This window comes from Corallococcus sp. AS-1-12 (assembly GCF_020036995.1).
Lineage (GTDB): Bacteria > Myxococcota > Myxococcia > Myxococcales > Myxococcaceae > Corallococcus.
Genome location: NZ_JAIQDD010000023.1, coordinates 15,881 through 31,248, shown reverse-complemented (window position 1 = coordinate 31,248; position 15,368 = coordinate 15,881). Strand labels below are relative to the sequence as shown.

Annotated in this window: 10 protein-coding genes; 7 read left to right on the top strand and 3 right to left on the bottom strand. The window is 71.5% G+C overall.

All coding sequences use genetic code 11. The features are described 5' to 3' along the window. Positions 1-31: 31 nt before the first annotated feature. The 3 genes from K8556_RS28335 to K8556_RS28325 are packed head-to-tail and all read left to right on the top strand — an operon-like array spanning position 32 to position 5,222. Positions 32-406, top strand: coding sequence for a response regulator (locus K8556_RS28335; RefSeq protein ID WP_223743234.1), 375 nt, complete (start codon positions 32-34; stop codon positions 404-406). After that, positions 406-3,198: an ATP-binding protein gene (locus K8556_RS28330; protein WP_223743233.1), complete on the top strand. Its 2,793-nt coding sequence runs from the start codon at positions 406-408 to the stop codon at positions 3,196-3,198. Before K8556_RS28335 ends, K8556_RS28330 begins: the two co-directional genes overlap by 1 nt. Beyond that, complete coding sequence (locus K8556_RS28325) at positions 3,195-5,222, top strand: response regulator (RefSeq protein ID WP_223743232.1); 2,028 nt, start codon at positions 3,195-3,197, stop codon at positions 5,220-5,222. Before K8556_RS28330 ends, K8556_RS28325 begins: the two co-directional genes overlap by 4 nt. 10 nt (positions 5,223-5,232) lie before the next feature. Here the strand turns inward: K8556_RS28325 and K8556_RS28320 are convergent, their stop codons facing one another. Next, on the bottom strand, positions 5,233-6,798 hold the full coding sequence (locus K8556_RS28320; protein WP_223743231.1) for an LVIVD repeat-containing protein: 1,566 nt from the start codon (positions 6,796-6,798) through the stop codon (positions 5,233-5,235). A gap of 135 nt (positions 6,799-6,933) precedes the next feature. On the opposite strand from K8556_RS28320, the gene K8556_RS28315 reads away from it, so the two are divergent. The 4 genes from K8556_RS28315 (at position 6,934) to K8556_RS28300 (ending at position 11,237) form a co-directional block, all read left to right on the top strand. After that, a complete protein-coding gene (locus tag K8556_RS28315; protein ID WP_223743230.1) occupies positions 6,934-8,028 on the top strand; it encodes an AAA family ATPase in 1,095 nt (364 codons plus the stop codon). Further along, positions 8,025-8,924 (top strand): tRNA pseudouridine(55) synthase TruB, encoded by a 900-nt coding sequence (truB, locus tag K8556_RS28310; RefSeq protein ID WP_223743229.1) that lies wholly within the window; start codon positions 8,025-8,027, stop codon positions 8,922-8,924. Before K8556_RS28315 ends, truB begins: the two co-directional genes overlap by 4 nt. Positions 8,925-8,936: 12 nt before the next feature. Further along, the gene (locus K8556_RS28305; RefSeq protein WP_223743228.1) at positions 8,937-9,533 is read left to right on the top strand and encodes a GNAT family N-acetyltransferase; all 597 of its coding nucleotides are present in this window, start codon (positions 8,937-8,939) and stop codon (positions 9,531-9,533) included. A gap of 207 nt (positions 9,534-9,740) precedes the next feature. Beyond that, a complete protein-coding gene (locus K8556_RS28300) occupies positions 9,741-11,237 on the top strand; it encodes a hypothetical protein (RefSeq protein ID WP_223743227.1) in 1,497 nt (498 codons plus the stop codon). 86 nt (positions 11,238-11,323) lie between these two features. Here K8556_RS28300 and tkt read toward each other — a convergent pair whose 3' ends face one another. After that, entirely contained in the window at positions 11,324-13,381 is a 2,058-nt protein-coding gene (gene tkt, locus K8556_RS28295) for a transketolase (protein ID WP_223743226.1), read from the bottom strand. A gap of 115 nt (positions 13,382-13,496) precedes the next feature. Then, entirely contained in the window at positions 13,497-15,143 is a 1,647-nt protein-coding gene (locus K8556_RS28290; protein WP_223743225.1) for a hypothetical protein, read from the bottom strand. Positions 15,144-15,368: the final 225 nt, after the last annotated feature.

Sequence of the window (15,368 nt, the reverse complement as noted above, 5' to 3'; positions counted from 1 at the left end):
CCAAACCCCGCTTCCCGGAGCACCCCCTCCCATGGCGAAAATCGAGAAGGTCCTGCTCGTGGACGACGAGGACGACATCCGCACCATCGGGCAGTTGAGCCTGAGCCGGGTGGGGGGCTGGAAGACGGTGCTCGCGTCCTCCGGCGCGGAGGCCCTGGAGAAGGCGGGCCAGGAGGGCCCCGACCTCATCCTGCTGGACGTGATGATGCCCGGCATGGACGGGCCCACCACGTTCGGCCGGCTGCGCGCCCAGCCCGCCACCGCGAACACGCCCATCATCTTCATGACCGCCAAGGTCCAGAAGCAGGAGGTGGCGCGCTACCTGGAGCTGGGCGCGGTGGGCGTCATCGGCAAGCCGTTCGACCCCATGACCCTGCCACGGGAAATCCGCCTCCTGGTGCCTTGATGGAACCGCGCCTGTCCAAGCGCTCCGCCGCGCTGGCCGCCGGCGCCCTGGTGCTGCTGTGCGCCCTGTTCGTCCTGGGCCGCCCGGGCTCCACCGCCGACCACGACCGCTACCGCACCCAACTGCGGCAGTTGCGCGTGGCCACGTCGGAGCTGGAGCAGGACGTGCTGCGCCAGCGCGTGGGCATGGCCCAACTGCACGGCGCCTCCGGCCGGGACTTCGACGCGCTGGCCGCCCGCGCCCGCCAACTGCGCGCCGCGCCCGGCTCCCTCCCGGCGGAGGGCCTGCGCTCGCTCAACGCCTCGCTGGACACGTACCTGCGCACGCTGGAGGGCTCGCGCGTCCTGCTGGCCGCGGCCCGTGAGAAGGAGCAGCGGCTCGCTGGACTGCGCGAGGCCCATCCCGGCGCCGTCGCCGCCACCGCCGCCGCGCTGCCCCCGGGCCCGGCGCGTGCGCACGTGGAGGCCATGGACGTGGACGTGCTGCTCGCCTCGCGCGCGCCGGGAGAGGCGTCGGGCACCCGCGTGGAGGCCTCGCTCGCGCGCCTGGCCCGGGCGCGGGAGGAGCAGCCGTTGGCCGCCCCCGCGCTCGCCGCGCTGGACGCCCTGGAGGCCCGCACGCGGGAGCTGATGGCGCTCCAGCGCGCCACGGACGCGTCCTTCCAGGCGCTCTTGGACCCCGGCGCCACCGGCGAGGCCGAGCGCCTCATCACCACCTACCTCCAGCTCCAGGCGCAGTCCCAGGCCCGCGCGGAGCGCACGCGCATCGTCCTCTTCGGCGTGTCGCTCCTGCTCGTGGGCTACGTGCTCGTGGTGCTGGTGCGGCTGGCGCGGGCGTCCGCGGCGCTGGGCGAGCTCAACCGGGGGCTGGAGGCGCGCGTGGCGGAGCGCACCCAGGCCCTGTCCGCCGCGAGCGCGGAGGCGCGGGCCAGCGACGCGCGCAAGGCCGCCATCCTGGAGGCGTCACCGGACGGCATCGTGGTGCTGGACGAGTCCGGCCGCGTCGCGGAGTTCAACCCCGCCGCGCAGGCCCACTTCCGCCTGCCGTCCACGCGGGCGGTGGGCGCGGACTTCCTGACGCTGGCGCTGCCCGCGTCGCTGCCGGCCGCGCGGCGGGAGGCCGTGCACGCCGCGCTCCTCCAGGACGGCGGCGCGGCGCGCCTGGAGACGCCGTGCCTGCGCGCGGACGGCGACGTGTTCCCCGCGGAGCTCACCTTCGCGCGCGTGCACGCGGACGGCCCGCCGCGCACCACCGTCTTCGTGCGCGACCTCACGGAGCGCAAGGCCGTGGAGCGGATGAAGAACGAGTTCGTCTCCACCGTGAGCCACGAGCTGCGCACCCCGCTCACCTCCATCCGGGGCTCGCTGGGCCTCCTGGAGAACGGCATCGTGGGGGAGCTGCCCGCGCAGGCGCTGGACATGGTCCGCATCGCGCGCACCAACACCGAGCGGCTCATCCGCCTCATCAACGACATCCTGGACCTGGAGAAGATGGAGTCCGGGATGCTGGAGCTGAAGCTCCAGCCGCAGCCGGCGCAGGACCTGGTGGAGGCCACGCTCGCGGGCGTGCAGGGCATGGCGGAGGCGGCGCACGTCACCCTGCGCTCGGACGTGGAGGGCGCGCCGCAGGTGAAGGGCGACCGCGACCGGCTCATCCAGGTGCTCACCAACCTGGTCTCCAACGCCATCAAGTTCTCCCCCCAGGGCGCCTCCGTGATGGTGGCGGCCGGCTTCACGGCGGACGGCCGGGTGCGCTTCAGCGTCACGGACCAGGGCTCCGGCATCCCGGAGGAGAAGCTCCCCCGCCTCTTCGGCCGCTTCCAGCAACTGGACGCGTCCGACACCCGCTCCAAGGGCGGCACCGGCCTGGGGCTGGCCATCTCGCAGGCCATCGTGGAGCAGCACGGCGGCCGCATCGAGGTGTCGAGCCCCCCGGGCCAGGGCGCCACCTTCCACTTCACCCTGGAGGCCCTGCGCGCGCCCGCCGCCGCGCCGCTGCCCCGGGACGAGTCGCGCCACAACGTGCTCATCGTCACCGCGGACGCGGAGCTGTCCGCCCTCCTGCGCGGCCTGCTGTCGCACGAGGGCTACCGGGCGGTGCGCGCCGCCACGCTCGCGGAGGCCATGCAGGCGGTGGAGCACGCGCCGCCGGACGCGCTGCTGGTGGACACGCGGATGCCAGACGGCCCCGTGCTGGACTGGGTGCGCCGCCTGCGGGAGCACCCGCGCACGCGCGAGCTGCCCGTGCTGGCCCTGTCCGGGCGCTCGCAGCCGGGCGCGAAGGACATGGGCACCGCGCTGGTGGTGGACTGGCTGCCCACGCCCGTGGAGGAAGCCCGGTTGCTGAAGACCCTGAGATACGCCATGCGCCAGCCGGGCCAGGCGCGCGTGCTGGTGGTGGACGACGACGCCACCACGCGCCGGGTGCTGTGCGCGCAGTTCGAGCGGCTGGGCGCGCTGTGCATCGAGGCGGCGGACGGGGAGAGCGCGGTGGCGCTCGCGCGGGACACGCCCCCGGACCTCATCGTGCTGGACGTGGGGCTGCCCCGGCTGGACGGCTTCGAGGTGGTGGACATCCTGCGCCAGGGCAAGGGCCGCGCCACGCCGCTCATCGTCTTCACCGGCCGCGAGCTGTCGCGCACCGACCAGCGCCAGCTCACGCTGGGCATCACCCGGCACCTGACGAAGGCCCGCGCCTCGGAGGAGGAGCTGGTGGCCTCCGTGCGGGAGCTGCTCAACGGACTGCTGGCCCGCCGCGACGCCGCGGCCGAGCCTCGAAAGGCGATGCCATGAGCACCGCGCGCAGTGACAAGACGCTCCTCTTCCTGGAGGACGACCGCGACCTCCAGGCCCTGGTCTGCACCTTCCTGCGGGACCGGGGCTACCAGGTGACCCCCGCGCGCACCGCCGACGAAGCGCGCGAGGTGCTCCGGTCCCTGCCGGTGGACGCCGCCATCGTGGACGGCCTGCTGCCGGGCATGACGGGCGCGGACTTCATCCGGGAGCTGCGCAAGACGAGGCCGGACCTGCCGGTGCTCTTCGCCTCCGCCTTCTGGAAGGACCTGAAGAGCCACGAGCTGCTCACGCGCCAGTTGGGCGTGGCGCGCGTGGTGCACAAGCCCTACCGGCCAGAGGAGCTGGCGGTGTGGCTGGAGCAGCTCTTCGCGGCGGCCCGGCCGCCGCCCCCGCCACGGGAGGCCCTGGAGGCGGACGCCCCCGCGCCCGCGGACGACTTCGCGGCGAGCCTGGCCCTCTTGAGCGCGGACTACGGCGCGAAGCTGCCGGAGCGGCTGGCCACGCTCCAGGCCCTGCTCGGCAAGGGGCGCCACGGCGACGCGGCGGCCCTGGATGAGGCCTACAACGCCGTGCACAAGCTGCACGGCACCGCGGGCAGCTACGGCTTCCGCGACGTGAGCATCGCGGCGGGCGCGCTGGAGGACGCGCTCCGGCCGGTGAAGACCGGGGGCGCGCTGGACTGGGCCCGGGTGGACGCGGGCTTCCGCGCGCTGGAGGACCGGGTGTCGCTGCCGGTCCTCGCCCCGGAGCCGGAGCCGGAGGAGGCCGTCGTCTCCGCCATGGGCACGCTGCTCGTGGTGGACGAGGACGCGGCCGTGCTCGCGGACGCGCGCCAGATGGGCGAGCGCGAAGGGGTGCGCGTGGTGACGGCCGCCACGCCCCAGGAGGCCTGCGCCGCGGCGGAGCGGCAGTGGGTGGACGGCGCGCTCCTGCACATGGGCCCGGCGGGGCTCGCCACCGCGAGCGCCCTGCGCGCGATGGAGGGCCACCAGTCCCTGCCGCTGGCCTTCTCCAGCTCGGGAGGGGGGCTCCAGGAGCGCGTGCACGCGGCGCACGCGGGCGCGTCGCTGTTCCTGCCCCGGCCCTTCACCCAGCAGGACTTCGCCACCGCGGCGGAGCGGCTGGTGGCCACGCGCCGGCTGGAGCGCGCGAAGGTGATGGTGGTGGATGACGACCCGGAGGCGGTGCGCGCCCTCTCCCAGGTGCTGGTGAGCGACGCCGTGGAGGTCGTGGGGCTGGAGAACGCGTACGGCCTGTTGGACGCGCTCGCGCAGCACCGCCCGGACCTGCTGCTCCTGGACGTGCAGATGCCCGGGCCCAGCGGGTTTGATTTGTGCCGCATCCTGCGCCTGACGCCGGAGTGGCAGGACCTGCCCATCCTGCTCATCACCGCGCAGGTGGGGCTGGAGTTCCGGCTGGCCGCGTTCCAGGCCGGCGCGGATGACTACCTGGCCAAGCCCGTGCTGAAGGAGGAGCTGCGCGCCCGCGTGCACGCGCGGCTGGAGCGGGCGCGGCTGTCGCGCGAGCGCACGGAGCGCGACGCGCTCACCGGCCTGATGCTGCGCCGCCCCTTCGTGGAGGCGGTGGGCACGCGCCTGTCGGAGGCGCGCCGGAGCGACAAGCCGCTGGCGCTGTGCTTCCTGGACGTGGACCACTTCAAGAAGGTGAACGACCAGCACGGCCACCTCGCGGGGGACCGCGTGCTGATGCGGCTGGGGCGGCTCCTGGGGGCGCGCTTCCGCCGCGAGGACCTGCGCGCCCGCTGGGGCGGCGAGGAGTTCGTCGTCGCGCTGCTGGGCGAGTCCGCCGAGAGCGCGAAGGACATCCTCTCCCGCACGGCGGAGGAGCTGGCGGCGATGAGCTTCGAGGGCGACGCGGGCGAGACCTTCCACGTCACCTTCAGCGCGGGGCTCGCGGTGGCGCCGCGGGACGGCACCACCCTGGACGAGCTGCTGCGCGCCGCGGACGCCCGGCTCTACCGGGCGAAGGAGAACGGCCGGAACCGCATCGAAACGGAGTGACGCCCGCGCGTCACGGCTCCGCCAGCACCAGCAGCCCGCGCGACAGGTCCACGGCGTACACGTACCCGTCGCCCGGCACGCGGATGCCGATGGCCCCCTGGTAGAGGCTGTCGGTGCTGCGCGGGTGCGCCTCCTGGAAGGAGTCGAAGGCGGCCACCTCCTTCGGGTGCTCGGGGTCCGCCACGTCGAAGACGCGCACGCCCTCGTGGTACCAGGCCACGTACAGCTTCGTGCCCACCAGCACCATGTTGTGGATGGACGTCTGCCGGCGCTTGCGCACCTCCGCGAGGAGGCGGATGCGCGCCGGGTCGGTGACGTCCAGCACGCGCAGGTGCGCGCCGGGGCGTTCGCCGCCCTCGAAGGCGATGGTGCGCCCGTTGAAGGTCCCCACCGCGTTCGCGTGGCTGTACTGGCCGGTGAAGGCGTACGTGCCCAGCACGGGCGTCACGTCCGTGCGGGTGACATCCACGACGACATAGCCGGTGGTCGAGTGGTTGATGTAGAGCCGCCCCCGATAGGCGAACGCGTCATGCGGGTAGGCGCCCGGCTCGTGGGGCACGTTGATGCGGCCGGCCAGGGAGGGCTCCAGCGGCAGGAACGCATCGAACACGAGCGTCACGCCCCCGGGGGACGGGGACATGGCGTACAGCCGGTCGCCGTCCACGAACACGGTGTGCACGTTGATGGCGCCGCCGGGCAGCGCGCGCACGTATCGCGGGTCCGCCGGGTTCGTGATGTCGTAGACGATGACGCCGGAGTCGCCGCTGGCGACGTAGAGCGCGTCACCCTTGGCCCAGACCCCATTCCAGTAGTTGTCGTTGGGCAGGCTCAGGCGGGTGACGAGGACGGGGTGGGCCGGGTCGCTCACGTCGATGACGCTCAGGCCGCCGGGCTCCTCCTTGCCGCGCGGCAGGGACACCACGTAGGCGTGGCCCTTGGTGACGTAGACGTCCACGGGGTCGCCCACCGGGACGGCGGTCTCGGAGACGAGGCGCATGGGCCGGGCGCCGGTGTCCGCTTCGTGGGCCAGGTTCATCCGCCGGGCGTCGAAGGTGCCGGAGTAATCCGGCACGCCGTCGGTGCAGCGCACGAAGCAGCCGGTGATGCGGCCGGGCTCCGGCACGCGGCAGCCCGCGAGCGCGTACCGCTGATGCTTGTTGGCGGAGGTGACGTACTCCCCGGTGATGAAGAACCCCTGGGGGCCCACCTCGTTGCGCACCAGGGGCCTGCCCAGGAAGCTGGGCGTGGTGTCCAGGCGGAAGCCCGCGCCGAACGCGCTCGCGGACGTGTAGCGCAGCAGGGCCTGGTAGACGCCGGAGGGCTCCACGGCGCGCACCGCCGCCAGGTCGCAGCCGGTCAGGTTGAAGCTGGCCGGGTCGGAGCAGTTCGCGCGGGGCTCCACGTAGCTCGCGTCCATGCAGGGCTCGTCGGGGACCACGTCGACGTAGTCGGTGAGCTCGGCGGCCGGCTTCGGATCCGACGGTCCCGGCCCGGGAGGGTTGGCGTCGCTACAGCCGGACAGGGACAGGGCGCAGGCGAACAGGCCCGTGCCCAGGAGGCGAAGGGAAGACGTCATGGGGTGGAGGCTCCTGCGCGAAGGCTTCGCGGTCCACGGCCGGCGCGAAGCCGCGGGAGAGTCTAGCTCAGGGGCGGCCGCGGCCGCGTGACCCCCCCGGAAGCACCCCGGGCCGGATAGGCTCGCGCGTACCTCATGGCCCTCACGCGTCTGGACATCGCAGGCTACCGCTCCGTGCGTCAGCTCCACCTGGAGCTGGGGCCGGTGACCGTGGTGGTGGGGCCCAACGGCAGCGGCAAGACGAACCTGTACCGCGCGCTGTACCTGCTCGCGGCGGCGGCGGAGGGCCGGCTCGCGCGCACGCTGGCGGAGGAGGGCGGTACACCCAGCGTGATGTGGGCCGGCCCGCGAGACCCGAAGAAGCCGGTGCGCCTGCGCGTGACGGTGGACCTGGACGACCTCACCTACGAATTGCAGTGCGGCGTGGTGCCCACGTCGCCACCCCAGACGATGTTCACCCTGGATCCGGAGGTGAAGGAGGAGCACCTCTGGGCGCACGCCGGAGGCCGGCGTCTGGTGTTGATGGAGCGCAAGGACCGCACGGCCTTCATCCGCGACGCGGACGGCAAGCGCATCACGTTCCCCACGGAGCTGTGGGGCGCGGAGTCGGTGATGGATCAGCTCTCCGAACCGCACCGCTTCCCCAGACTGGGCGAGGTCCAGCGCACGCTGAGCGCGTGGCGCTTCTACCACCACTTCCGCACGGACCCGGACGCGCTGCCCCGCCACCCGCAGGTGGGCGTGCGCACGCCGGTGCTCGCGCCGGACGGGCGCGACCTGGCGGCGGCGCTGCAAACCGTCTGGGAGATTGGCGATGACCGCGCCCTGGAGCAGGGTATCGAGGACGCCTTCCCCGGCTCCAGGCTGGAGGTGCGCGCGGAGGACGGCCGCTTCAGCCTCTTCCTGCACATGCCCGGCCTGTCGAGGCCCATGTCCGCGCCGGAGCTGTCGGACGGGACGCTGCGCTACCTCTGCCTGCTGGCGGCGCTGCTCAGCCCCAGGCCGCCGCCGTTCCTCGCGCTGAACGAACCGGAGACCAGCCTGCACCCGGACCTGCTGGAGCCGCTGGGCCGGCTCATCGTGCGCGCCTCCGAGCACAGCCAGGTCTGGGTGACGACGCACGCGGAGGCCCTGGCGCGCGTCATCGCGGACAAGACCGGCACCTCGCCCGTGCACCTGGAGAAGCCGTCGGGCGCGACGACGGTGAAGCGGAACGGGAACGACGCATGACCCCTGGCCTCTACCTCACGCACAAGCCCGTGGGCGCCACCAGCTTCGCCACCGTCCGGGCCTTCCAGGAGGAAGCACAGGCGACGCGGCCCGGCCGCCGCACGGCGCTGTGCCACGGCGGCACGTTGGATCCATTCGCGGAAGGGCTGCTGCTCATGTTGGTGGGCCCGGCCACGCACCTCTTCGAACACCTGCACGCGGCGCCCAAGGTCTACGAGGCCCGCGTGGAGTGGGGCACGGAGACGGACACCGGAGACCTGCACGGCCGCCCCGTGCACCAGGGAGCCCCCACCGCGCTCACCCCCGAGCGCCTCGATGAAGCACTGCGCCCGTTCCTCGGCTGGACGGACCAGGTGCCCCCCGCGACCAGCGCGAAGAAGCTCGGAGGCGAGCCCGCCTACCGCAAGGCCCACCGGGGCGAGGCCGTGGTCCTGCCTCCGTCGCGCGTGTACCTGCACACCGCGCGCTGGCTCGCGCACGACCTGCCCGGGGCCAGCACGTTGGAGCTCACCTGCCGGGGCGGCTACTACGTCCGCTCCCTGGCCCGCGACCTGGGACGCGCGCTCGGCTGCGGCGCGCACCTCTCCGCGCTGAAGCGCACGGCCATCGGCCCGTGGAAGGACCCGGGCCCCGGTGGTGCGCGCATCGAACGGCACGGCCGAGACCTGCTCCCCTGGACGTCCTCGCGAGCCCTCACGGATCAGGACGTGGGCGCCCTGCGCCAGGGCCAGTCCATCGCAGCCACGCCGCTCCAGCCCCCGGACTGGCGCCTGCCCCCGGGCTACCCGGAGCCCCCGGGCCCGGTGCGCGGTTTCCACCAGGGGAAGCTGACCTTCCTGCTCACCCTCCGGGACGGCGCCCTCTGGCCCGAGACAGAGCTGCGCGGCGGCGTCTAGAACGGACGCCCCATGGCCCCACCCGACCTGAAGACCGTGGAACTCACCCCGGAGCTCTGGCCCGACCTCGAGAAGCTCTTTGGCCCCAACGGCGCCTGCGGCGGCTGCTGGTGCATGTACTGGCGCATCCCGGAGGGCGAGCGCTACGACGACGTCCGAGGCCCCGAAGCAAAGCGCCGCTTCAAGGCCCTGGTCGCGAGCGGAGAAGCCAGAGGCATCCTCGCCTACGCGGAAGGCGAACCGGTGGGCTGGGCCACCTTCGGCCCGCGCCGCCACTTCTCGCGCCTGGACCGCGCCCCCAGCTTCAAGTGTGACGACGCGGACGCCGTCACCTCCGTGCCCTGCTTCTTCATCCACCGCAACTGGCGCAACCAGGGCGTGGCCACCGCGCTGCTCGCCGCCGTGGAGGCCGTGGTGCGTCGTGAAGGCGCCACCACCCTCGAAGGCTATCCGGTGAAACCGCCCCGGGGCTCGGCGCGTATCAGCAACGGCATGGCCTACACGGGCACGCTCCCGTTCTTCCTCAAGCGGGGCTACGTCCACGTCGCGGCCCGCCCCGCCGGCAAGCAGCGCGTGCGCAAGGCGCTCAAGCCCTCGCGCCGGAAGTGATGCCTTTCGTCACCACCCCGGGGGCGGGGGGATGGTGACAGTCATCACCGCTGGTGACTGTTGTCACCACCCCGGCTTTCGCGTCATCGCCGCGTAACCCCAGGGAATCCTTCAGGGTGTGCTGGCCCGGCGGGCTGGCACGACGCGAGCAATAGGTCCCGGCATGACCGCTTCCGCAACGGAAGCCGCTCCACCCGGAGATCAAAAATGACCATCAAGTCCACCGTCACCGCGAACATCAACAAGGCGTCCGTCAACGACAAGCAGCTCGCGGTCCTGCGCGGCACCTCGTCCCCGGCGAAGCAGGCGGCGGAGATGAAGGCCACCCTCAACAACATGAAGTCGCAGATGGAAGGCCTGAAGTCGCAGCTCCACGACCTGCAGTCCCGCCACGCGCACCTGGGTGACCGCTTCTCCTCGCGCGGCCACGGCTGCGTGGGCCCGCGTGACAACTGGCAGCCCAAGGACCTGGGCGCCATGGTGGAGATGAACAAGCTGAACCAGACCTCCGGCTCCATCGGCGCGGAGCAGTTCGCGGACAGCATCGAGGCCGCCGTCGGCGACCTGGACGGTCAGGCCGCCTCCGGTGAGTACCGCGCCGTCGCGGACTGGGCCGCCAACAACCGCGAGCGCCTCACCCCGGAGGCCCGCCAGGTGATGGACATCTACAGCAAGTACGCGGCGCTCTCCCAGGCGCGCGGCGAGTCCGGCATCCCCCAGGGCGACTTCAAGAAGATGCTCGCGGAGATGCGCGACGTGGGGGACGCCAGCGCGAAGAAGGCGCTCGCCCACCTGGACAGCAAGACCCACGGCGGCACGGTGTCCGGCCAGGACATGGCCCGCGCCATCAAGGCCGGCACCGCGGACCACGACGGTCAGGCCGGCGGCGCGGAGCTGAAGGAGTTCGAGAAGTGGGCCTCCAAGAACGAGAGCCGCCTGTCCCCGGAGGCCAAGGAGGTCCTGGACGTCTACCGCAAGCACACGAAGGCGGCGCAGGCCCAGGGCCGCACCGGCCTCACCGGCGCGGAGACCGCCGCCATGAACAAGGAGCTGCGCCAGGTGGGCGCCGGTGACGTGAGCGCCCGCAAGGCCACGGAGGCGCTCGACAAGCAGAGCGGCCCCATCTCCGGCGAGGACCTCGCCAAGGCCATCAAGGACGGCATCTCCGACACGGACGGCCACTCCTCCACCTCCGAGCTGAAGGAGTTCGAGAAGTGGGCCGCCAAGAACGAGAGCCGCCTCACGCCCGAAGCGAAGGAGGTCCTGAAGACCTACCAGCAGGCCGCGAAGAAGGCCGGCCCGGAGGGCATGACCCAGAAGGAGGCGGACGCCATGTTCAAGAAGATGGAGGGCTTCAAGACCTTCCACGACAGCTCCATGCGCGACGCGCTGGAGGGCCTGGACGCCAAGAAGGGCAAGATTTCGGGCAACGACCTGACCGCCGCCATCGAGAAGGGCGCGGGCGACCTGGACGGACAGGCGGCCGGCACCGAGTTCACCGACACGATGAAGTGGGCGCGCCAGAACTACGACCGCCTCACGCCGGAGGCGAAGAAGGTGGTCGACACCTACGAGAAGTACGCCACCCGCGCGCAGGCCCAGGGCTCCACGGGCATCGATCAGAAGGACTTCAAGAAGATGATCAACGAGATGAAGTTCGTCAGCAACCCGCGCCCCACGCGCCCCGTGTTCTACGCGGCCTGAGGTGAAGTCGTAGGGGGGATTGGAAGTCTGAAGTGCCCCGGACCTTCGGGGGAGGGTCCGGGGCACTTCTCTTTTCTACAGGCGTCTCAGTGCTTCTTCGCCTTGGCGATGGTGGCGTGCGCCTCCTTCACCACGTTCTCCACGGTGAAGCCGAACTTCTGCTGCAGCGCCTTGATGGGGGCGGACGCGCCGAAGCTGCGCATGCCGATGACGCTGCCCGTGTGGCCCACCCAGCGCTCCCAGCCGAACGCCGCGCCCTTCTCCACCGCGACGCGCGCCTTCACGCCCGGAGGCAGCACGCGGTCCTGGTACTCCTGGGGCTGCTGCTCGAACAGCTCCCACGACGGCATGCTCACCACGCGCGCCTTCACGCCCTCGGCCTTGAGCTTCTCCGCGGCCTCCACCACCAGCGCCACCTCCGTGCCCGTGCCGATGAGGATGACGTCCGGCGTGCCGCCCTCCGCCTCCAGCAGCGTGTACGCGCCCTGGGCCACGCCGGACGCGGGCGCGAACTTCGTGCGGTCCAGGGTGGGCACCGGCTGACGCGACAGCACCAGCACCACCGGGTGGTGCTTCTGCTGCGCGATGTAGCGCCACGCCTCGGTCACCTCGTTGGCGTCGCCGGGGCGCAGCACCACGTTGCCCGGCACCGCGCGCAGGGACATCAACTGCTCCACCGGCTGGTGCGTGGGGCCGTCCTCGCCCAGGCCAATGGAGTCGTGCGTGAAGATGTGGATGGACGGAATCTCCATCAGGGACGACAGGCGCATGGCGGGGCGCTCGTAGTCACTGAAGATGAGGAACGTGGCGCCGTAGCCGCGCACGTGGCTCAGGTTGAGGCCGTTGACGACGGAGCCCATCGCGTGCTCGCGCACGCCGAAGTGGATGTTGCGCCCCGAGTACTCCCCCGGCTTCATGGACGTGGACGCGGAGATGTACGTCTTCGTGGACGGGTTCAGGTCCGCGGAGCCGCCCACGAGCCACGGGTAGTTCTTCGCCAGCGCGTTGAGCACCTTGCCGCCGGACTCACGCGTGGCCATGCCCTTCGCGTCCGCGGGGAACACGGGCAGCTCCTTGTCCCAGCCCTCGGGCAGCTCGCGCTTGAGCAGCGCGTCCAGCTCGCGCGCCAGCTCCGGGTGCTGCTTGCGGTAGTCCGCCAGGGACTTCTCCCACGCGTCGTGCAGCGCCTTGCCGCGGGCGCCCATGCGCTCCTGGAAGCGCTCGCGCACGCCGTCGGGGACCAGGAACTGCGCGTCCTCGGGCCAGCCGTAGGCCTTCTTGGTGGCCTTGATTTCGTCCGCGCCCAGGGGCTCGCCGTGGGCGCTGGCGGAGCCCTGCTTCTTGGGCGAGCCGAAGCCGATGAACGAGTTGACGATGATGAGCGTGGGCTTGCCGCGCTCGTCCTTGAAGGACTTGTAGGCCTTGGACAGCGCGTCCAGGTCGTTGGCGTCGGTGACCTTGAGCACGCGCCAGCCGTAGCCCTCGAAGCGGCGGCCCACGTCCTCGGTGAAGGCCAGGTCGGTGCTGCCGTCGATGGAGATGTGGTTGCTGTCGTAGATCCAGCACAGGTTGGGCAACTGGAGGTGGCCCGCGAGCGACGCGGCCTCGGACGCCACGCCCTCCATCATGTCGCCGTCGCCGCAGAGGGCGTAGACGTCATGGGTGAACAGGTCGAAGCCGGGCTTGTTGAAGTGGGCGCCCAGCCACTTGCTGGCGATGGCCATGCCCACGCTGTTGGACACGCCCGCGCCCAGGGGGCCGGTGGTGGTCTCCACGCCGGTGGTCCAGTGGTACTCCGGGTGGCCCGGCGTGGCGGAGTCCAACTGGCGGAAGTTGCGGATGTCGTCCAGGGACACGGCGGGCACGTCCAGGACCTGGGCGTCCTTCACGCGCTTCACGCCCGCCAGGTGCAGCAGGCTGTAGAGCAGCATGGACGCGTGGCCGTTGGACAGGATGAAGCGGTCGCGGTCCGGCCAGTTCGGCGTGGCCGGGTCGTATCGCAGCTCCTGCTGCCAGAGCTGGTAGGCCACGGGAGCCAGCGCCATGGGCGCGCCCGGGTGGCCCGAGTGGGCCTTCTCCACCGCGTCCATGGACAGCGTGCGGATGGTGTTGATTGCCTGGGTATCGATCTTCTCGGTCGTCATGCGGCCTCCCGCGCAGGACTGCGTCGCGGGCGCACCATGCCGTAACTGAAGCCGCCGCGCCGCACCAAACACGCCCGTCCGTCGGCAGGCACACCGACGGTCGGGCGGGGGACTATTACTCGCCCTTCTTCAACAGCGGGAGCAGGTCCGGGATGGAAATCCCCAGGAGCACGTACCGGCCGCCATCGGAGGGAGCCCACGCGTAGCCGAAGTGGAAGGCCCGGGCCAGGTTGACGCCCACGCCCAGGGCCAGCCGGACGTTGGCATCCTCTTCCCCGGAGCTTGTCGAGGCGCTTCCCGCGACCAGGGAGATGGAGGGGGCCACGGCGAAGTATTCCGCCAGGTTGGGAAAGGTGCGCGTGTTGAAGCTGACAGTGAAGGGGAAGGTGACCGCCACGGAGGCGGAGCGATTGGGGCTGACGGGCAGGGCGAAGGAGACGGGAATGCTGGACGTGGCCTCGACGTCGCGGGGCGAGGCCTTCTGCGCGGCGGAGACGATCTCCGTGATGATGGGCGCGGTGGTGATGAGCCCCAGGTTGTAGACGTTGAAGGAGTCGTTGAAGACGACGATGTCCGCGCGCTCGGGGACCCGGTAGATGACGCGGAAGGTGACGCGCTGGTTGAGGTAGTCCTTCCAGGGGACCAGCAGCTTCCGGGTGCACCCGTCCTGGAAGCCCAGGTCCACCTTCGCCTTGCGCGTCTTGCCGTCCTTGCCGTCGGGGACCTCCAGCTCGAAGACCCAGGGGCTCTTCATGATGGAGCCATAGGGGAACTGGTAGCAGTGGGGGTAGCCCAGCCGGAGGGCCACCTCGGCGTCCTGGTCGATGAGGTCGGCCAGGGGCTGCACCGCGCCGCCCGCCTCCTCGACGAGCAACAGCGAGCCCACGCTCTTGACGATGGCGAGCGAGAGGGAGTCCTTCACCTCGACGCGGACGTTGTCGTAGTCCGGTTCGGAGGTCTCCGACACCAGCGAGCGTCCGAAGCTGGAGAAGCGGTCATTGAGCCGCCGGACGATGCGGTCGGACAGCGCCCGCTTGTGGGCCTGGCGGAAGGCCCGGAGGGACTTGTCCTTCTCCTCGAAGAGGAAGCGCGGGTCCTTCTGGGCTTCGCTCCAGGCCACGACGCCCCGGTCCTTGTCCGGGGAGTCGAAGCAGAACGTGTAGATCAACAGCGGGGTCGTCTCGCCGTCCCGGATGAGCCAGCGCTTGAAGGTGCTCCAGTCGGAGGGCTTGTGGGGTGAGCCCGCGACGGACTTGTAGAAGTGGGGGACCGGGAGGCGCTCCACATTGCGTTCACCCTGGAGGAGGGCGTTCTCCTGGAGGCAGAGGAACTCCGCGGTGTAGACGGCCTCCACGGTGATCTTGACGTTGGCGACGGGTTCGGTCCGGTCATCCCCTCGCCAGCGCACCAGGACGAACTCCCGGTCCGGGAGCTTCTCGATGTTCTCCTTGAGGATCTCGGTCTCCGCCTGGACCGGGCCGGACTCCGCCTTGAAGCGCAGCCGGCTGAAGAGGGACAAGGCGCTCAATGACACGCCATCGGTCTTGAAGTGCACCACGAGCCGGTCGAGCCGGTGTTGTTCTCCGCCATCGGGGAGCAGACCGTTCGGGGAGATGGTCAGGCGCAGGGGCTTCGCCGTCTCCGACATGGGTTCATAGACAGCCAGGTACTCATAGGGCTGCGCGGAAGCGCTCGCGGCGCTGAGCAGACACAACACAGCCAGGAGTCGGGGCAGCACGGCCCCGCCAGTTCGTTCGTGCATGGCGATCCTCAAGGGCGGGTCCGGCCGGACGCGGAGCCAGGAATTCCCGTGTCGGCCTGACAGGACTCGCTGTTGAGCAAGGCACATGCCGCCCGTGCGCCAGGGCAAGGCCCCGAGGCATGGGACGAACCCGGCCAACTGCCCGGCCAGGGTGGACGGATTCGTCCACTCCAGGCAGGCGTTACGACCTGGAGGCAGTCATCTGACCGTGACTGGACGCAAAGG

Excerpts from the sequence above, each read along its gene's own strand:
- K8556_RS28335 (WP_223743234.1), top strand. The coding sequence starts at position 32 with ATGGCGAAAATCGAGAAGGTCCTGCTCGTGGACGACGAGGACGACATC.
- K8556_RS28330 (WP_223743233.1), top strand. The coding sequence starts at position 406 with ATGGAACCGCGCCTGTCCAAGCGCTCCGCCGCGCTGGCCGCCGGCGCC.
- K8556_RS28325 (WP_223743232.1), top strand. The coding sequence starts at position 3,195 with ATGAGCACCGCGCGCAGTGACAAGACGCTCCTCTTCCTGGAGGACGAC.
- K8556_RS28320 (WP_223743231.1), bottom strand. The coding sequence starts at position 6,798 with ATGACGTCTTCCCTTCGCCTCCTGGGCACGGGCCTGTTCGCCTGCGCC.
- K8556_RS28315 (WP_223743230.1), top strand. The coding sequence starts at position 6,934 with ATGGCCCTCACGCGTCTGGACATCGCAGGCTACCGCTCCGTGCGTCAG.
- truB (WP_223743229.1), top strand. The coding sequence starts at position 8,025 with ATGACCCCTGGCCTCTACCTCACGCACAAGCCCGTGGGCGCCACCAGC.
- K8556_RS28305 (WP_223743228.1), top strand. The coding sequence starts at position 8,937 with ATGGCCCCACCCGACCTGAAGACCGTGGAACTCACCCCGGAGCTCTGG.
- K8556_RS28300 (WP_223743227.1), top strand. The coding sequence starts at position 9,741 with ATGACCATCAAGTCCACCGTCACCGCGAACATCAACAAGGCGTCCGTC.
- tkt (WP_223743226.1), bottom strand. The coding sequence starts at position 13,381 with ATGACGACCGAGAAGATCGATACCCAGGCAATCAACACCATCCGCACG.
- K8556_RS28290 (WP_223743225.1), bottom strand. The coding sequence starts at position 15,143 with ATGCACGAACGAACTGGCGGGGCCGTGCTGCCCCGACTCCTGGCTGTG.